Source organism: Flavobacterium sp. AK-345 (genome assembly GCF_058310175.1).
This window is the reverse complement of the sequence record NZ_JBZEER010000001.1, coordinates 880,286-900,800: the sequence shown is the minus strand read 5'-3', so window position 1 is coordinate 900,800 and position 20,515 is coordinate 880,286. Positions and strand designations below refer to the sequence as shown.

The window sequence follows — 20,515 nt, the reverse complement described above, 5'->3', positions numbered from 1 at the left end:
GAAATAAAAAACCCTACCTTTTATTTTTAATTATTACAAATAAGAATAAAAAGTAAAAATAAATAATCAGATAATTTTGTTTTTAAAATCTTCAAAGCCTTTGTCATATGGGCTTCTACAGCTTTTAAGGTCACTTGCATTTCTTCTGCTATTTCTGCATTTTTTTTGTTCTCGAATCGTTTTTTTATAAAAACTTCTCGGGTTTTTGGAGGAAGTTCGTTGATCGATTCGTGAATAATGCGTTCTAATTCGGTTAATTCTAAAGTGTCAAATTGTATCGAATTTAAGACTTCGATATCCAGTTCTCTTTCTTTCTGATTTAATACATCGCTTTTAAATTTATCCTTCACTTTATTATGACGAATCATATTCAAACATTTCGATTTGGCGTAGGTATATAAAAAAGATTGTATTCCGTTTATAGAATCAACACTTTCCTTGTTTTGCCATAAATAAAGCAAAGCTTCCTGAGCCAGATTTTCTGCTTCATCTTTATCATAAACAAACTGAACGCTAAAAGCCTGAATCCGGCGGAAATATTTGTCGTAGAAATAAGTAAATGCAGCCTGATCTCCTTCTTTAAAAGATTCAAAAAGATTAAGTTCAAAACTGTTATTATCAATCATCGAAACGGATTTCTGTTTTTGGAAAAGCAATATAAGTAATTTTTAAAAACTACTCGTTTTTGCTCGGAATCCGGCAAATATAAAATATTATTTATACTAATTCTAAATAAAAATCAAATAAAGAATGTTTCCCGAAAAATTATTCAGAATAAGTGTAAAAAAAAATCCCACCATATAAGTTATATAAGTTCATATAAACTTTGGGATAATTTAAAGCTTAATATAGGTCATCAAATATTAATCACAAACTTAAACTTATACAAACTTGTATGGTTAAAAAACTGTAAAAGTTTATGAGCTCATATCGTGAAAAAATATATAACTGCAAACAGTATTATATGGTCTTAATTAAAGTTTAGTTTTAATCTGCGCAAAGTTTATATGAACTTATATAACTTATATGGTGAATAAAATCATTAGTTAATTATCAAATCGATATCTTGAGATAATCCCGTATCAATTTCGCCTTTAGTTCTGTTTGTCATTGTATACGGAGAAAGTCTGCCATTTTTAATGATTTCTTCTTTCGAATAAACTAAATCGTAATACATAATCAGATCGTCAGGATTTGTTGGTACAGTAGTATTTTTTTTAGTCGCCGGAATATCCTGATAATAATATCTTGACTTTTTTAGATTTGGATATTTACTTATTAAATAGTCGTTTATGGTGTATGTTGCACCATCAACTTTGTATAAATCTTCTGTTAGTATTCCGGTAATGGTGAGATTTTGAATGTTTTGTTTTAAGTTTTTATAAGCTTCTTTTGTAGTCGAAAAATCAGATTGCAAAAGATTATTTTTATCTGATAATTTTCTAATCACCGAAAGTCTTACCAAATCGCCGTTTATTTCAATTACTTTAAAAGCAAAATAATAGTTCTGCATGCTTTGGCTTCCGTTTGAGCCTCTTTTTTTGCTAAAAATAAAACTGCCAACTTGTAGTTTGTGTTCCGGACTGTTAATTGCTTTTTTCCATGCATAAGGTTTGTAAACGAATTGTTTAAGAATGTAGAAAACTGCAATGATGAGTAAACTTATTAAGATTATTTTTTTCATTTTGTGAATATTGGAACGTTTTTTTTACCGCAAAGTGCGCAAAGGTTTACGCAAAGTACGCAAAGTTTTTTAACCGCAAAAAGCGCAAGGCTGATTAAAAGCTGTTCTATTAATCGCGCAAAGTCGCAAAGCCGCAAAGTTTATTTTCTTTGCGACTTTGCGACTTTGCGCGAAATAAATTAGCGAACCTAGCGTAAACCTTTGCGCTCTTTGCGGTTAAGAAAAGTTACGCTTGAAGTTTGTATATCCGAAACCAATCAGCAATAAATTGAAAAGGAGTAAAGGAACAAAAGACTTCGTAAAACTGATTGTCGATTCGTCACTAAAAGTTTCAACCTTAAATTTAGACCAGTTTTCTTTTTCTACCGGAGCATTATCAAATATCTTCGGATAAAAATACAATCGCATTTTTTCATGAAAGTCTTTTGTTTTTTGCATAAACAAAAGTTGATTTCCCAAATCAGATTTTGCAATTTCATTCAACTGAATTTGTGTGTGCAAAGTCGGAATAAATTGTGCAATTGTCTGGCTTGCCTGATTTCTTTGAGTCAACTTGGTTCCTAATTCTTTCGACTGAATTGCCGATTCGTCGTCACCCATTTGCTGCATGGCATAATACCAAAGCCAGCTAAACTCCTTATCCGGCAAAGGATAACTTTTAAATTGAGGATAATGTTTGTAGAATTTATCAAGCGTTGTTTGCTTATCCATATCCCATTTTTCATGATAGGCATTTCGTTGTTTCAAAGTCAATTCCAAAGCTTCGGGAACCGGATATTTATTTACTATATAAGTATTAATTGTTGCCGGTAAAATAATAATCAGAAACAGCCAAATTGTTAACAAAATAACCGCATTAAAATTTGAATTCTTTTGCAATGAAACAATAAAAAAACAAACCGAAAACCAAAAAAGAATATACAAAATACTGATTGTGTAAAATGTAAAAAGTGATTTGTTAAATGGAATATTCAGTATAAAAATGGCAATGAAAGTTACAATCGTTAATAATGCAATTAAACTTAAAATCCGGATATAAAATAGTTTAAGAATATAGAAAAATGTATTATCAGTTTGTGTTGCTACAATTTTCCAGGTTCCGCTTTCTTTTTCTTCAGAAACAATATTATAGGTAAAAGCGATTATTAAAAGTGGAAAAAGATAAACGAGAACAAAACTAAAATCAATATTTCCTAACAAAAGATTACTCGGATTATTTAATTCCGAATCATATTTCTGACCTTCCAAACCGCGAATTGTGACACTTTGAATAGACGGATTTACGTCTCGCTGCCCAATCGCCAAACTGTTTATCGGGAAAGTTTTATTGACTAGCGAAAACTTGACATAATAGAGCAAAAGCCCAATTTCGTCTTTATGGAAAGCAGCATTTCTAGCAATATGTTCTTTTTGATATTCAGCGGCTTCGGCGATATTTTTAGTTTGTTTTTCCTGAAATTGTTTTCCAATTAAAAGGCTTATAAATCCGATAAGAAATAGAAACAATAATCCAACTTTTGTTCCTTTCGACCGAATGAAATTTTTAAATAGTAATGCTAACATATTAAATGGCTTTAAGATTTTTTGAGGCTATTTTGATGAAAATAAACAGTAAACTAATCCACAGAAAAAGGGAAATGACCGAAGTGATTTCATTTTTTAAAATTGCCCGGATTCCTTTTGGTTCATAATGAAATTCCTTTACTTCTGCCCAATGATCTTTGCCAATTAAAGCCGGTTTACTTTTATCATTACTGATATATTTAATTTGTAAAGCATTCATTTTTTGAGCCATATTATAACGATATGTTTCGGCTTGTTTCTGGAAATCGATATACGAATCATAATCGGTATTTGACAAGGCCATAGAAAGGTTTTTCATCGCGATATACGGATTTAAAAAGGACATGGCTCTGGAAAAACTGTTTTGTTTTTGGTAAACATGAAGTAAAGTATCCAAATGTCTGTTGTAAATTCGGGCGCTAATTTTTTCGCCTTCGGTCATGATAAAACCGGAATAATTAAAAGGCAATTTTTGAACCGAATCGACTTTGTAAACCGCAAGTAAAGAATCTTTTATTGCTTTGTAATGCAAATCATTCGGATTGTGGCTGTCTCCTTGTTTCAGAATGTCTTTTTCGATGTTGCTGTTAAATTCTATTTTAGAAGGAGCTTCAAAAATATAAGCGCCGATTGCCTGTGTAACTCTTGGCAAAATAATCGTAAAAAGCAGCCAGATTCCGATAAGGGAAATCAAAGCTTTTTTTGAGGTTTTGCTTAAAGCAGAAATCAGAACCGCGATGACGCAAAAGAATATTAAATACAAAAAATGAAATACAATAAACAGAATCATCTTAATCGTTTCATCAAATGAAATGGTGAAGTTTTGAAGCACTAACCAAATGAAAACCAAAACGATAATTGTTGGAATAAACAATATCATAATTACAGAAGCAATTCCGAGAGTTTTACCTAACAAAAGCTGTTTCCAGTTAATTCCCTGACTTAAAAGCAGTTTTAAAGTTCCGTTTTCTCTTTCGGCCGCAACCGAATTAAATCCGAAGAAAAAAATCAAAAGTGGCAATAAAATTTGCAAAATCATGGCAATGCTAATTTCGCCAAAACGTAACATACTGTTAGAGAATCCGGCTTCAGAAAAATTGGCTGTATTTTGTTTGTGAGCTTCCAGGAAAATGGCATTTCCGAAAAACGGTTCCATTCCAAATTCAAAAACACTTAGCGAAGTACTTTTGCGGAAAGCAAAATTGCCGTAATGTGCCATTCGGTGCGGGTTTTTATCCGGATTTTTCAACCAGTCTTCGCGAGATTCGTGCTGGTATTTTGCGCTGGTTTCGTTTTGATTGGTATAATTTTCCCAGCCAGAAAAAACGGCGTAAGCGAGTAAAATACCAATAAAAAAGGTAATTATAAAAACAGCCGAATTCTTAAAAGCGGAGTTTTTTAAATGTTTTGCAATTAAAATTTCTACGTGTAAAGACATGGCTTTTATTAAAATTTATAAGTTAAAGTAAGCGTTGCATTTCGTGGCGCACCAGGAAATAAACGCAGATAATTTTGTGCACCCAGCCAATAGGTTTTATTAAAAATATTGCCCGCATTAATGGCAATTTGCATATTGCTGTTTGTGGGTTTGTAATACAAAGCAGCATCAAAAACGGTAAAATCAGGAAGGGTAAAATCTCTTGTAAACCACGGAATTTTGCTGCTTTGATATTGCATTCCCAAACCAATTCCAAAATCATTTAAAACAGAATCAGAACTGAAGTTGTAGCGTGTCCATAAATTGGCGCTGTTTTTTGGTGTGTTTTGTTTTCTTGCACCAATTAACGAAGCGTCGCGATCATTTACAATTTCGGCATCGATATAACTGTACGAAGCGTTGATTTGCCAATCACGCGTGATATATCCCGCCAAATCGCACTCGAAACCACGGCTTCTTTCGGCACCTCTGGTAACCAATAAATCAGGATTTGCAGGATCATTGGCATTCATCAAAATATTACGCTGATTGATTTCGTAAACTGCAGCATTAAAACTCATAGTATTGTCGAGAAATGTTGCTTTTAAGCCTACTTCTTTCAAATTACTTTCAAGCGGATCAAATAAACTTCCGGCTGGTAAACTGCCTGTTTGAGGCATTAAAGTAACAGTGTTCGATTGTGGCTGATAACCTTCAAGATAAGTTGTATAAACGTTAATAGCTTTATTTACAGCATAGGTAACACCAATACGAGGCAGTAAAGCTTGTTTTTTTACTTTTAGTTCGTTGTTGGTTTCATAATTTGTAATGTCTTCAAACCATTCGTTTCTTAAACCCAATAAAAAAGTAAATCTTTCCCACTGAATCATATCCTGAATATAAATGGCATTGGTTGTCGTTAATGCCGATGGCAATGCTGTTCGAACATTCAAGGTATAATCTTCGGGGCTTCGAACTGTGTATACCGGATTATTTAAGTTGAAAAAATTTACATTTGGTTTTGGCAATACAACACCGTCAACTGTAATGGTTTGATAATTTCCAGCGTTTGCAGGAACAAAAGTGCTGGCAACCGTTCCGTCTTTTAATAAATACCCTCTTGCTGCATTTTGTCCGCCGCCTTTGGTTTTGTTCCAACTGCTTAAATCGTATCCGGTCAATAATTTATGCTTTAGACTTCCGGTTTTTATGTCGAAATTAAAATAAGTGCTTAAATTGTCTACATTCCAATATTGCTGACGCTGAACAAATTGCATCATTGCCAAACTTGTTACAGGCTGATTGTTCATATCGACCGCAAAAGCATTTGTAGTTCTGTGTTCCTGAAGATCTTCTGTCCAGGATTGTTTCATATATTGGGCATTAAAACCAATTTTTGAAGTGAATTTATGTGCAAAATTGGTCATCATAATAAGTTCTTTCGACTTAAAAAAATCACTTGGCGCCCCCAGATTCAAACTAATTGGCGTTTTATTTAAATTGGTAACTCCGGCAACGGCACCAAAAATGGGCTGTCCGCGATCCAGAATTCCCGTCATATCGCTTAAGATTAATTCGGCATTGATAGCAGTTTTTTCATTGGGAATATAACTGAATGACGGAGAAAGCAAAAACGATTTATTGCCCACTAAATCACGAAACGATTTGGCTTCCTGATAGGCTGCGTTTACACGATACAAAAGTGTTTTTGATTCGTTTAAAGGACCTGTAAAATCCAGAGTTCCGCGAAAAGTACTGAAACTTCCGGCACTTAAAGTCACTTCTTTTCGGTCTGTCGCCAAAGGTTTTTTGGTCACCAAATTAATACTTCCGCCCGGATCTACAGATGAAAATGTCGCACTCGACGGACCTTTTATGACTTCAACACGTTCGATATTATTGGTTAAAGGCTGTAAAAAGTAATATTGTCGGGTTCGCATTCCGTTGATAATCTGTCCTTCTTCGTTCTGGCTGATTCCGCGAATGGTGTATTGGTTGTAATAACTTGACGGAATTACACCACTCGTCATTTTTACGGCATCGGCGAGATAAAAAGCGGCTTTATCAGCAATTAATTCTTTGGTGACAGTCGAAATAGATTGCGGAATATCTTTGTTTAATGCCGCTGTTTTTGTCGCTGCAAAAGAATAATCGCTGTTGTATTTTTTGGTAGACCGGCCTACAATTTCTACGGTTTGCAATTCGTTGAGTGCTTCTGTTTTGATGGAATCTTTAGCAATACTATCATTAATTTTATTGGTTTGAGATTGTACGTAATGTGTCCCAATTATTAAAAATATAAAGGAAAATAGCTGTTTCATTTTTATATTGATGGAAATCTTTCCTTTTAAACCGTTTGTAAATACAAATCTTCCAGTTCATTAGCCGAAATTTTTTCCGCTTCAATAACCGTTACCAGATTTCCCTGTTTCATAATTCCGATATGTGTTGCGACTTCACGCGCTCTGAAAATATCGTGTGTTGCCATTAAAATTGCCGTTCCGTCTGCAGAAAGTTCTTTCAGGATTTGAGAGAATTCATTTGATGCTTTTGGATCTAAACCACTTGTAGGTTCGTCTAATAAAAGCACTTTTGCTTTTTTGGCAATCGCAATTGCAATTCCCACTTTTTGTCGCATTCCTTTAGAATATCCTCCAAGATTTTGATCGTGAGCTTTGGTTTGCAAACCTGCTTTTGCTAGAAAATAAGTCAGTTCTCCGGTAGAATAGTTAAATCCGGCCAGAGAAGAAAAGAATTTAAGGTTTTCTAAACCAGTAAGATTGGGATATAACATTACAGTTTCGGGAATGTAAGCCACATCTTTTTTTGTTTTTTCAGCATCGGTTACAACCGAAATATCATTGATTTTAATTTCTCCCTGCGTTGGTTTTATAAATCCAAGAAAAAGGTTTATTGTTGTCGTTTTTCCGGCACCATTTTGTCCCAAAAGAGCAAAAATTTCTCCTTTGTTAATTGTTAAATTCAAGCTGTTTAGGGCAATATTATCGCCGTATTTTTTAGTCAGATTTTCTGCTGTAAGCATGGTTTTATATTTGTTTGGAATTTAATTTTAATAATAAGATTATCGAATCAATAAACTTTTTTAAAGCTTATTAATGTGGATATTATATAATAGCGGAGGTGTTGTTTACTAACGAATTAAGCAGTTTTCTTCAAGAGAAAAAAGTACATTTTGAGATTTTGTTCTATTCGCCAAAATAGAATTCATCAAAAAAATGAAATAGTGATGCTCTTTGCTTTTAAATAAGGCAAAAGTTCAATCTAAATAAATATCGTTAAGTAAACTAAAATAGAGTAGGAGGCGCTCGTAAAGCAAAGAGACTGCCTTTAAAAAATGTTGAAGTTTCTCTATTGTAGAAAAATACAGTTAAAGTTGAAACCTCTTGTTTGTGAAATGAAAAAGTATGAAATGAATTTGAAATAAAAGTACTAAATGTAAAATGACAAACAGGACAATTATTTTCTACACTATGACTGTGCGTAATTTGATTTTTGTGAGCGGTGTATTTATGATCGCAGGGTTTTTCTGTTAATTGCTTATAAACATGTTCATAAGAATGTATCGTTTGAAACAGCATGGCGAACAATACTGTCAACGACATTAAAAGATTAATTATTAAAAATTTCTTTTTCTTCATTCTTGATTTTGGAAAATCTTTTGTGGCAAATAACGCAACTTGGTTGCAAATATAGAAATAAATTAGAACTAGTTTTTTATTTTTTTTGGTTTGCCACGGATTATAAGATTAAAATGATTTTTGGTTTGCCGCGAATTACACTAATTTGCACGAATTAATCTGGTATTTTTTGCCAGGATTAAAAAAATATTTCTCGCAGATTTGGCAGATTGCTTCGCCTGTTCGCTATCGCTCGGGTGAGCAGATTTAATTTGAATAATTTTCGACATCTGCTTAAATCTTTTAAAATCTGCGTGAAAAATATGAGCCACAGATTACAGAAGGATTTTTTATCAGCAAATTAAATTGGTGGAAATTTGTGCATTCGGGACAAAAAAACTGTACTCTAATTTAATCCCAGTTTTTTCTTTTTTCCGAATAATAAAAACAGCACATTTTTTACTTTTTCTTCAAGAGAAGTACGCAAAATAGAGAAGGCTTTGGTGATTTGAGCTTCGACTGTTTTTACAGAGACGTCAAGATGTTCGGCGATTTCTATATTGGTTAAACCTTCTTTTTTGCTTAAAATAAAGACCTCTTTGCATTTTGGCGGCAAGTTCTGGATTTCCTTATTTACAACATTTAAAACACGTTGAAACGATTCTGAATCATCTTCAAAAACAATGGAATTTAAAGCATCATAATACGATTTTTCCAGAGAAAACAACGATTGGTTTTTTCTGTACAAATCAATAAATTCATTGTATACCAATTTATAAAGAAAACTTTTAAGGGCATGATCTGATTTTAATCTGGTGCGCTGTTCCCACACTTTAATAAAAACATTTTGCACGATGTCTTCGGCGCTGTAAATGTTTTTTACCAAACTGTTTGCATAAACGCAAAGTTTATGATGATATGTATCGATTAAATATGCATACGCTTTTTCATCTCCATTTTTCAGAGATTCAATCAGCACATTGTTATCGTTATAATCATCATTTTTCATAGAAACAAATATATAAATTAATGGGTTTTAGGATTCATTTAGTAGCTTAATTTGGCTCAGAATCGGTGTTTTACCATTTTTTACTTGAATTTTATTACAAATAAAAAGAGGCAAAAATGCAAAGATAAATCATTTACCTTATTATTTCTATTGAATTAGTATAGTTTTATTGAAAGAAAAGACTTGTGAAAAACATAAAATTCATCAAAATGAAAAAAACTTTATCAAATTGTTAGGGTTTTGTTTTTTGGCTTCGTAATAATATTAAAAATAACTAAAATGACAGTGAAAAAGTCAGAACGATTAATTGTAAAATATATCACCAATCAGGCCGATCAAAAAGAAATTGAAAAATTGACGAAGTGGCTTGAAAAGGAAGAGAACAAAATCACATTTAAAGAGTTTGTAAAAACAAATTATGCCGTTGATAAAGTCATGTACACTTTTGATTCAACGGAAGTGAAAAAACAATTATCTGAAAGAATTCAAAGTGAGAAAAGTGTTTTTTATAAAAGAAGATTTTCTTCTTATTATAAATATGCAGCGATATTGATATTGGTTCTGGGCAGTTTTTATTTCTATACAAACCCGACTTTATTTCATCATAAAGATAATGTTGTGGTTCCGAGAGAAGATGATATTGTTTTACAATTTGGTAACGAATCGGAACAAACGCTTGATCTGTCTGAAGAAAGAAATGTTACCGATAAATTTGGAAACATAATAGGAAAACAAAGCAAAAGCAAATTGGTTTATACAAATACTTTGTCAAGCGGAGAATTGGTTTATAATACTTTGAAGATTCCGTACGGCAAAAAGTTTGAAGTTCAATTATCTGACGGAACTATTGTGCATTTAAACTCGGGAACATCGTTGCGATATCCGGTTCAGTTTATCAAAAATAAAAGCCGACAAGTTTTTCTAACCGGCGAAGCTTATTTTGAAGTTGCCAAAGATAAAGCGCATCCGTTTACAGTAAATACTCAGGAAGTTGATGTGGAAGTTTTGGGAACTAAGTTTAACGTGAATTCGTATACAGAAGATACAAGCATTGATATTGTGTTGGTTGAAGGTAAAGTTTCGCTTTATAAAGGTCAAAAAACAAACGAGAATCAGGTTTATTTAACTCCGGGATTAAAAGGCACGAATGTAAAAGGACAATCGGCAATTACAAAAGCAGAAGTAAATACAGATTATTATACGGCCTGGGTAAAAGGTAGTTTGGTTTTTAAAAATGAATCTTTTGCGTCGATCATTAAAAAACTCGAACGTCATTACAATGTAACTTTTATCAACAGAAATAAAGCTTTAGGAAAAGAAATTTTTAACGCCCGTTTTGATAATGAACCTATAGAAGTGGTTTTAAAATATTTCAGCGACAGTTATGCTATTGATTATAAGATTGATGAAGATGAGATTGTGATTAGGTAGTTTGGAGTTATGAATTATGAATTATGAATTATGAATTATGAATTATGAGTTAGAAGTTAGAAGCAAGAAGTTAGAATAAAGAATAAAGAGAATAGAATATCTTATTAAGACCGAATTTAAAATCTAAAATCAACAATCTAAAATTTAAAATTAAAAAACGCCTATGAAGCAAAAATCCCGCTAAAAGGATCGTGTTTAAAAAAGAACCGGAAAATGCGCCAACATTTTCCGGTAGATAAAATGCGATCAGTTAATTAACCAACCACACTAAAAAACATTTAAAAGTATGAAAAAACTCTTGAACAAAATTAGGTTTGATAAGCCTTTTTTGAAATTTGATTTGAAAATGAAATTGACTACAATATTTTTATTGACCACTTTATCTGTAATGCACGCTGGAGTTTCTTACTCACAAAAAGCAAAGATTTCTTTCAATGCAAGAAATATGACTGTTGCAAAAGTGATAGAAAAGCTTGAGTATACTACAGATTACAGATTTGTTTACAATGTTAGATCTGTAGATCTCGATCGAATGATAGACATTAGTCTAACAAATGTTTCGATGGAAAATATTTTGAGCGTAATTTTTAATAATACGGGAACGGATTTTAAAATTTCGGGTTCTCATATTATTCTAAGTGCCAAAAAAGCACCGGAAGAAACGAAACCCAAACCAGTTGTAACAGAAGCTCAGGATTTTATCGTAAAAGGTAGGGTTACAGATGAAAAAGGAATGCCTTTAGTAGGTGCCGCGATTTCTGATAACGGTTCGGGAAGAGGTGTTCAGACTGATTTTAATGGTGAATATCAGATTATTGCTGTAAGCAGTGAAACTACTTTGGCTTTTGCCTATTTAGGATTTGAGAGACAGGAAATTAAAGTTGGGGGTAGAAGTGTTATAAATGTTGTTTTGAAGGAAGATGTTCTGGAATTAGAAGGTCTTGTTTTAAAAACAGGTTATCAGGATATTAGTGCCGAGAAAGCGACAGGATCTTTTTCCAGTTTAAAAGCAAAGGATTTTCAGGAACAGCGTTTAAGTAGTTTAGACAACATTTTGGAAGGACGTATCGTTGGATATCAAAATGGAAAAATTCGTGGTACAACTACTATGACAGGTACGAGTAATCCTTTATATGTTATTGATGGATTTCCGGTTGAGAATACAAAATTAACTCCGTATTCTACAATAGAAGAAAATTTGCCTAATCTGAATTTAGAAGATATTGAAACGATTACGGTTTTAAAAGATGCGGCAGCTTCTTCTATTTATGGTGCGCGTGCAGCTAATGGAGTTGTGGTAATTACAACTAAAAAAGCAAAAGCAGGAAAAACAAATATTTCGTTTTCAAGTAATTTAACTATTACTCCTTATAGAAATTATACAGGAAACCTAACAGATTCTGCAGATATTATCAGTTTAGAAAGAGGATGGGCAGACGGAAACCCTAATTTAAAAACGACTAATGCAAATACTTATTCACAATCATTGCTTAATAATGCTGTATTTACAAGTTTAGGAATGCAGACTATTTTAAATGGTTATGCAGGAAATATTTCGCAAACAGAAATGAACGGTCGTTTAGATCAGCTTGGCTCTCAAGGTTATAAATATTATGACGATGTAGCTAAATATGCTAAACGTGATCAATATTTTTTACAGCATAATCTTAGTTTAGGCAAAGCAACAGAAACAAATACTTTTAATGCTTCTTTGACATACAAAAGCAATCAGTTTGAAGATATGTATTCTGAAAACGAAACAGTTGGTCTTAACTTAAAAAACTCAACTGAGATTAACAGCTGGCTTTCTTTGGATTTAGGATCTTATACCAATTTTGGAAAAGGTGATACGCAGAGTTATCTGCCTACAAATCCAGCTTCTGTTTCAAACAATCCTGGTTATAAATATATGCCATACAATCAGTTAGTTAATGACGATGGAACTAATTTTGTTTCTACACCAGAATCCCGCTACAATGCTTTTACGCTAAATTCTATCAAAAACTATGGTCTTTATGATATGAACATTACGCCAATGGATGAGCTGGGAAGAAATCTTACAGAAAGTAAAAATTTCTTAAATCGAACATTTGCCAAGTTTAATGTAAAATTCAGTAATGCATTTACTTATAATGCCATGTTTCAATACGAATTTGGTTCAGATCGTGCCAACCAGTTATTTGATAAAGACTCATATTACGTAAGAAGTATGGTAAATAGTATGGTGACAATTGCCAATAACAAAGCAGTTTATAATTTGCCTTACGGAGATATTATAAAAAATACAGAGCAAATTACAAATGCTTATAATTTCCGTCAACAGTTAAATTTCAATAAAACTTTTAACGAAAAACATGATGTGTCTGCTATTGCAGGTATGGAAATTCGTCACACTAAGCTACAATTCAATACTAATACACGTTATGGTTATGATGCCCAAACTTTAGGTTTTGCACCAGTAAATCAGGCAGATCTTCTTAAAGTATACGGAAGTGTTTTTGGCGGATCTATGATACAAGACGATTTTTCATTAGAAAAAGAATTATTAAACCGTTACGTTTCTGTTTATGGAACAGGAGGTTATACTTATGATAAAAAGTATTCAGTATCAGGAAGTTTAAGATGGGACCGTTCTAATCTTTGGGGAACAGACAGCGAATATCAAAATAAGCCTACATGGTCTGCCGGAGCCGGATGGAATATCGATAAAGAATCTTTCTTTACTGCTTCATGGGTAGACGCACTAAAAGTTCGTGTTTCTTATGGTATTGGTGGAAATATTGCCAAAGATTCTGCACCGTATTTAACAGCTTATTATAATTCTAATCCAAATGTTGGAGGTAATCAGGGAACCGTTAGCGCAAGACCAAATCCGGAATTATCCTGGGAAAAAACAACTACAACCAATGTTGGTTTAGATTTCTCTTTCTTCAAAAACAGATTAGGAGGAACTTTAGATTATTATAAGAAAAAAGGTGAAAACTTATTAGCAAGCAGCCAGGGAATTCCAACAGAAGGATGGGGATATTCTACTTATAAAATCAATAACGGAGAAATGACCAACAAAGGTATCGAAGTTAGTTTAAGAGGAACAATCGTAAAAACACCTTCATTCTCCTGGGACGCGGCTGTTTTATATGCCAATAACAAAAACAAGGTAGATTATGTAAATGTAAAAGCACCTGTTTATTACCTGCAGTTAGATCATGCTGATTCTTTTCCAAGAGTAGGCACCAACTTTAATTCTATTTATGGCTATAAATGGGCAGGATTAAGCAGTACAGGAATTCCGCAAGTTTATGATGCTTCGGGAACAGCAGTAAAATACAATCCGGGACAATTAGAAGCGATTGAAGATTATGGTTCAACAGTTCCTACACATAGCGGTTCATTTCATACTTCTGCCAATTATAAGAATTTCTCGCTTTCGGCACTTTTCATTTATGAGTTAGGACACAAGGTAAGAAATTCATTTCTTCCAATGCTAAATAATAGTTACAATGGAGCAGCAGGAGGTTACGTAACTGATATTACAGTAGTAAACAATCATATTGCCGATCGTTGGATGCAGCCTGGTGACGAAGCTTTTACAAATATTCCGAGAGCAGTTTACGAATATGATCCTGAATTTAATTCAGATTCCCGTACTATTTATTCGTATGCAGATATCAATATTCTGGATGCTTCAAATGTGAGATTAAGCAACATTTCATTAGCGTACCAAATGCCGGCGGCACTTATTAAAAAAGTAAAACTAGACGGCATACGTTTCAATTTAAACGCAGAAAACGTATATACTTTTGCAAAAAGCAGAGATGCTAAGTTCATTTTAGGCGGTTTCACTTCTCCAAGTTTTGTTTTAGGCGTAAATGTTAATTTCTAATTTATAAAGACTAGACGATGAAAAATATATATAAAAAGATAGCGTGTTTATTAGCTTTAGGATTAACATTTGTCTCTTGCGAAGATTATTTGAGCGATGTTCCAAAAGGATCAAAATCACCAACAACATTAGCAGATTATGAAGCTTTTTTGCGTGACGAATACACCAATCACAGAGTTGATATTACCGGAGCTTCACAATTATTAAATGACCAATATGTAACTGTTGCCAACTTAGCAAATTACAGATTGTATAATGCAAATTATATGTGGGACGAAAATGCAGATCGTATTGCATTGAAGGTATCAGACGAAACTACTTATTATTCAAGTTATGCCGGAATTTCGACTTTTAATTTAATTATCGAAAATGCATTAACTACAACCAAAGCGACCGAAGCAGAACAAAGAATAGTCTGGGCAGAAGCAAAAGTACTGCGTGCCATGAACTATTTTAATCTGGTTAATTTTTATGCTGATACTTATGTCGCTTCTACAGCTTCCACAAAATTATCAGTTCCGTTAATAACGAGTGCCAATATTAATGCACCAAACAAACAAGTTACAATTCAGGAAATGTATGATTTTATTCTGAATGATGTTAAAGATGCATTGCCTTATCTGCCGAAAGTTTCCCAGACAGCTTTACATCCAAATTTGGGTGCCGGTTATGCGTTTTATGCAAGAGTTTATCTGCAAATGAATAATTATACAGAAGCCCTGAAATATGCAGATTTAGCATTATCAGAAAACAATAAATTATACGACTGGATAGGTTATTACAATACAAATAAAGCCATTATTGATGCTCCAAATTCGTATACCACTACCATATCTCCAATGGGGTATAATTATGTAGAAAATTATACGTTTCGTCACGGTACTTTTTCTACTTTAACCACAGAAAACAGTATTCCGGTAGAACGTGCACAGCGTTTTGAAGCTGGAGATGCCAAATTTATCTCTCGCTGGAAAATTTATACAGTGGGCGCAGAAACGTATTACAGAAGAACCTTATCCGGTGCTTTTAATTTTGGAGGCATCACAACTGTTGAAGTGTATTTGATTAAAGCCGAATGTCTTGCGCGTGCGGGGCAAATTAGTGAGGCTTTGGATGTTTTAAATACAGTTCGTAAAACGCGTATTCTGCCAGCTTCTTATCAGGATATTTCTACTACTGATAAAACTACGGCTTTGAATGCTATTTTTAGAACAAAAAATAACGAACTTAATAACACGCTGATTCCTTTTGCAGATGCACGTCGTTTAAATGCTGAAGGCGTTTATAAAGTAAGTTACACCAAAACAGCAAACGGAACTACTTACACTTTAGCATCAGATTCTCATTTATGGACAATGCCATTTCCGCTAGGCGCTACACAAAACCCAGGAAACGGAACGATAACGCAGAATGTAAGTAAGTAGTATTCAGTTTCAGCAACTTTGTCAAAGTTTTAAACTTTGACAAAGTTCTCAATCCGGGACTGAAAACCTAGATTAAAAAATAATAAACACAAAAATATCAAAAATGAAAAGTACAATCTTTAAATCAGGATTATTGGCTTTAGCGCTAATAACGACAATTTCTTCATGCTCTAAAAAAGAAGAAGGATTTACTATTACCGGTACAATTGCCGGATTAGACAAGGGAACTGTTTATCTGGAAAATACAGATGAAAAAGGAAACAAAACAATAGCAGATTCTGCTCAAATCAATAAAGACGGAGCTTTTACCTTTACAGGAAAAGTTTCAGAGCCATTATTACATACTATTAAATTAAAAGGAGAAGAATATGGTGCTTTTTTTCTTTTAGATAATGAAAGTATAAAAGTTGAAGCCAAAAAAGATTCTATTTTCAAAGCTAAAGTAAGCGGTGCAGTACAAAACGATATTTACAAATCGTTTTACGATAATGAATTCAAAAAAATACAAAGTATTGCCGGTCCTGTTTACAAATTATCAGATTCTTTAACTCAAAACGGAAAAGCAAAACTGACTGCTGAACAACAAACGATGATGGATAAAAAGTGGAAAGATCTTCAAACTTTTGCTGATGGTTTAACCGATAAATTCATCAGAAAAAATAAAGATAAAATCGCTGCAGCTTTAGTAATTAATGACCGAATTGTATCATACGGAACTCCGGAACAGGTAAAAACGTATTACGCTGTTTTATCTCCGGAAGTACAAAAATCAGTTTACGGGAAACAGTTGAAAGAAGCAATCGATCTTAATGATAAAACGGCTGTTGGTGTAACTGCTCCGGAATTTTCTCAAACAGATGTAAACGGAAAAGTAGTAAAACTTTCAGATTACAAAGGAAAATACGTTTTAGTAGATTTTTGGGCAAGCTGGTGCGGTCCATGTCGAAAAGAAAATCCAAATGTACTTGTAGCTTACAAAACCTATCATGACAAAGGATTTGATGTTTTAGGCGTTTCTCTGGATGATAAAAAGAATCTTTGGCAAAAAGCAATTGAAAAAGATGGTTTAACGTGGACACATGTTTCTGATTTAAAAGGATGGAAAAACGATGCGGCTGTTTTATATGGCGTAAAATTAGTGCCAACAAATTATTTAATTGGACCTGACGGAAAAATCGTTGCCAAAAATCTTAGAGAAGAAGCACTTCAGTCAAAATTGAAAGAAATTTTCAGTAAGTCTTAAATAATAAAAAATAAGCAGTTAAACTTTCTCAAAGTTTTTAACTTTGAGAAAGTTATCTCAATCTAAAAACAACATATCAATCACTAAAAATGAAAAAATACATTTTTTTGGGCTACTGCTCATTAGCGTTTTGTACCTTAATTTCAGCGCAAAATAAATCTGTTAACTTTAAGAAAATAAAAGAGTTAGGTGGAATCGAAGAATATTTATACGAGCCAAACGGTATGAATATTTTGCTTTTGCAGGATAATGCATCTCCGGTTGCAACCGTTCAAATTGTATATCGCGTGGGTTCTAAAAATGAAGTTTTAGGAAACACAGGCTCAACGCACCTTCTTGAACATTTGATGTTTAAAGGAACTACAGCTTTCAATAAAAAAAACGGAAATACAATTACTGATGTTCTACAAAATACCGGAGCACAGTTAAACGCTACAACCTGGTATGATCGTACCAATTATTTTGAAACTTTACCAAGTGATAAAATTGGTTTGGCATTAGAAATCGAAGCCGACAGAATGCGTAATTCTTTATTATTAAAAGAAGATAAAGAAGCCGAAATGACGGTAGTTCGTAACGAATTTGAACGTGGCGAAAATGACCCAAATAGTTTACTGGACAAAGAAATCTGGGCTTCGGCATATATTGCACATCCGTATCATCATTCTACAATTGGCTGGAAATCAGATATTGAAAAAGCACCAATTGAAGTATTACGTAATTTTTATAACACCTATTATTGGCCGGATAATGCGACATTGACCATTATTGGTGATTTTCAAAAAGAAAATGTTTTTCAGTTAGTTGAGAAATATTTCGGTAAAATTACCAAAGCGCCAAACAAAATGCCACAACCGTATACAGAAGAACCTCAACAATATGGGCCTCGTAAAATTGTAGTTAAAAAACCGGGAGAATTGGGCGTTGTAAACAAAGCTTATAAAATTCCGGGTGCTTTACATGAAGATTTACCGGCTTTAAATATTTTGGGTGAAATTATTGGCTCAGGTCCGTCTGCGATTTTAAACAAGACTTTTGTAGACAGCCGTATGGGAATTTATGCGTATGCCAGTGCAACGAACTTTAAAGAAGTGGGACTTTTTACCATTGGCGTAGGTTTTCCAACAACATCAAAACATGAAGATATTGATGCTAAAATAAGTGAGGTTGTAGCTAAAATTCAAAAAGAAGGCGTAACGCAGGATGAAGTAAATCGTGTTGTGGCAAAAATTAGCGCTCAGACTATTTTAGCACGTGATGGTTCTGGTGTTATTGCATCAGAATTGAATGAAGCAATTGCTTCTGGTGACTGGACAGATTTTGTAACAGGAGTTGACCGACTAAAAAAAGTAACGCCTGCCGATGTACAACGTGTGGCTCAAAAATATTTAGTTGAAGATCAAAGTACAACAGGGTATTTTATTCCGAAACAATCAGGAAATCAAGGACAAGATCAGGCAAAAGCAGAGAATTTTATGCCAGAAAATGGTCCGTTTTATTATAGAGATTCAAATCATAATCATTTAGAAGAAACTCATTCAGCTCTTTCATCGGAACAAAAAATCACAATAAATACTATTGATGAAAACGTTGAAAATGCAATTGAAAAAGGAGCTTCATCTTATAAAAGAGAAAAAATTGCTGGAATCGATGTGGTTTCTGTAAAAACTTCTGCCAAAGATTTTGTTACCGTTTCAGCAAGTATTTCATTAGGAAACTTTGCCAGTGAGACTAAAAATTCGATGATTCCTTCGTTAACAACATCCCTGTTATCAAAAGGAACTACGCTTAATGATAAATTCAAGTTCTCTGAAAAACTTCAAAAATTAGGTGTGAACATTAATATTGGTGCATCAAACACGAAAATTAATATTGGTTTTAAATGTCTGAAAAAAGATCTGGATCAGGTTATTGTTTTATTGGCAGAAGAATTACGTTCGCCATTATTTGACAAGACCGAATTTGAAAACCTTAAAATGCAATTTACCGGAAATACACAGCAAAATTTAAACGATCCGGGTGAAAGAGGAGATATTGCTTTATCACAGGCGATTTATGAAAAAGGAAACCCAAATTACAGTTTAAGTGTTGAAGAGGATTTAGCCAATATCAAAAATGCAACGCTTGATGAAGTAAAAGCATTTCATAAAAAATATTTTGGTCCGGCATCTATGCACTTTGTAATTGTGGGTGATACAGAAGGGGCAAACTTGGGCGCATCTTTAAAAAAATCATTTAAAAACTGGAATGGCGGTGTGACTGAAACATTGAAATTTAATGACACTCAAAAAGCAGCATCAAAAACAGAAGTGGTTACTATTCCTGAAAAACCAAGCGCCGAATTATTCATTGGCCAATACACAGGTTTAAAAAGAGCCGATGCAGATTATATTCCGTTTTACATTGCCAATTACACTTTAGGTGCCGGTTTTGCGGGACGTTTAATGCAGACTGTTCGTGATAATGATGGTTTAACTTATAGTATTTCGTCTGGTTTAGGCGGAAATATCACCACCGGAGGATATTGGTTTGTGAATGCCTCTTTCAACCCAACTTTGTTTCAAAAAGGATTGGATGCCACTATGGTTCAGGTCGATAAATGGGTAAAAGACGGAATTACCACAGCAGAATTAGAGAACAAGAAAACCAATTTAATTGGAAGTTTTAAAGTAGGAATGTCAACTACAAGCGGTATGGCCAGAACGATTTTGAGTTTTGTCGAAAGAGGTTTAGAGCCAAATTATATCGAACAATATCCAAAAGATATCGAGAAAGTAACGTTGAAAGAAGTAAACGACGCTATCAAAAAATACATTCAGTTAGATAAAATGATTATCATTAAATCGGGTTCGCTTGATAAGGATGGTAAGCCTTTGCAATAAGGGGTAACTAAACTTTGTCAAAGTTATTATCTCATTTTTGTCATCCCGAGGAACGAGGGATCTCCGTAAGCAAGTCGACAAAGATTGGCGATTTAGTTTGCGGAGCTTCTCGCGGAGATCCCTCGTTCCTCGGGATGACAATATGCGGATAACCTAAAAATAAATTTTAATAGCAGTCTTTCATTTTTCATTTTAGAATCTGAATTAGTAAGCCATTTTCTATGAAAGACCATAAAGAGCTGTTTTGCCGACAGCTCTTTTAAAAAACACAATTCTTTACATTTTACACATAGACTTAAAATTCAATTTTGGAAGTTTCCGGAAAATCTAAATTTTTCGCT

At 33.4% G+C, this 20,515-nt stretch carries 13 protein-coding genes; 5 read left to right on the top strand and 8 right to left on the bottom strand.

The features are described 5' to 3' along the window. Nucleotides 1-26: 26 nt before the first annotated feature. The 8 genes from AC4FQ3_RS04035 to AC4FQ3_RS04000 form a co-directional block, all read right to left on the bottom strand. A complete protein-coding gene (locus AC4FQ3_RS04035; protein ID WP_491180966.1) occupies nucleotides 27-626 on the bottom strand; it encodes an RNA polymerase sigma-70 factor in 600 nt (199 codons plus the stop codon). Nucleotides 627-1,042: 416 nt separating this feature from the next. Continuing rightward, nucleotides 1,043-1,684 (bottom strand): hypothetical protein, encoded by a 642-nt coding sequence (locus tag AC4FQ3_RS04030; RefSeq protein WP_491180965.1) that lies wholly within the window; start codon nucleotides 1,682-1,684, stop codon nucleotides 1,043-1,045. 216 nt (nucleotides 1,685-1,900) lie between these two features. Next, a complete protein-coding gene (locus AC4FQ3_RS04025; RefSeq protein WP_491180964.1) occupies nucleotides 1,901-3,247 on the bottom strand; it encodes a DUF3526 domain-containing protein in 1,347 nt (448 codons plus the stop codon). Nucleotide 3,248: 1 nt separating this feature from the next. Next, the gene (locus AC4FQ3_RS04020) at nucleotides 3,249-4,685 is read right to left on the bottom strand and encodes an ABC transporter permease (protein ID WP_491180963.1); all 1,437 of its coding nucleotides are present in this window, start codon (nucleotides 4,683-4,685) and stop codon (nucleotides 3,249-3,251) included. A gap of 8 nt (nucleotides 4,686-4,693) precedes the next feature. After that, a complete protein-coding gene (locus AC4FQ3_RS04015; RefSeq protein WP_491180962.1) occupies nucleotides 4,694-6,985 on the bottom strand; it encodes a TonB-dependent siderophore receptor in 2,292 nt (763 codons plus the stop codon). A gap of 26 nt (nucleotides 6,986-7,011) precedes the next feature. Further along, nucleotides 7,012-7,707 (bottom strand): ABC transporter ATP-binding protein, encoded by a 696-nt coding sequence (locus AC4FQ3_RS04010; RefSeq protein ID WP_491180961.1) that lies wholly within the window; start codon nucleotides 7,705-7,707, stop codon nucleotides 7,012-7,014. 262 nt (nucleotides 7,708-7,969) lie between these two features. Next, nucleotides 7,970-8,323 carry a hypothetical protein gene (locus AC4FQ3_RS04005; RefSeq protein WP_491180960.1) on the bottom strand — a complete coding sequence of 118 codons (354 nt, stop codon included), beginning with the start codon at nucleotides 8,321-8,323 and terminating at the stop codon, nucleotides 7,970-7,972. Between the two features lie 385 nt (nucleotides 8,324-8,708). Beyond that, nucleotides 8,709-9,311 carry an RNA polymerase sigma factor gene (locus AC4FQ3_RS04000; protein WP_491180959.1) on the bottom strand — a complete coding sequence of 201 codons (603 nt, stop codon included), beginning with the start codon at nucleotides 9,309-9,311 and terminating at the stop codon, nucleotides 8,709-8,711. Between the two features lie 279 nt (nucleotides 9,312-9,590). Between AC4FQ3_RS04000 and AC4FQ3_RS03995 the strand changes: the two genes are divergently transcribed. The 5 genes from AC4FQ3_RS03995 (at nucleotide 9,591) to AC4FQ3_RS03975 (ending at nucleotide 20,174) form a co-directional block, all read left to right on the top strand. Further along, nucleotides 9,591-10,742 (top strand): FecR family protein, encoded by a 1,152-nt coding sequence (locus AC4FQ3_RS03995; RefSeq protein WP_491180958.1) that lies wholly within the window; start codon nucleotides 9,591-9,593, stop codon nucleotides 10,740-10,742. Nucleotides 10,743-11,088: 346 nt separating this feature from the next. Beyond that, a complete protein-coding gene (locus AC4FQ3_RS03990; RefSeq protein WP_491180957.1) occupies nucleotides 11,089-14,625 on the top strand; it encodes a SusC/RagA family TonB-linked outer membrane protein in 3,537 nt (1,178 codons plus the stop codon). 17 nt (nucleotides 14,626-14,642) lie between these two features. After that, nucleotides 14,643-16,049, top strand: a complete 1,407-nt coding sequence (locus AC4FQ3_RS03985) for a RagB/SusD family nutrient uptake outer membrane protein (protein WP_073398139.1) — start codon at nucleotides 14,643-14,645, stop codon at nucleotides 16,047-16,049. Between the two features lie 103 nt (nucleotides 16,050-16,152). After that, the gene (locus tag AC4FQ3_RS03980) at nucleotides 16,153-17,292 is read left to right on the top strand and encodes a redoxin domain-containing protein (protein WP_491180956.1); all 1,140 of its coding nucleotides are present in this window, start codon (nucleotides 16,153-16,155) and stop codon (nucleotides 17,290-17,292) included. 89 nt (nucleotides 17,293-17,381) lie between these two features. Next, nucleotides 17,382-20,174 carry a M16 family metallopeptidase gene (locus AC4FQ3_RS03975; protein ID WP_491180955.1) on the top strand — a complete coding sequence of 931 codons (2,793 nt, stop codon included), beginning with the start codon at nucleotides 17,382-17,384 and terminating at the stop codon, nucleotides 20,172-20,174. Nucleotides 20,175-20,515 lie beyond the last annotated feature (341 nt).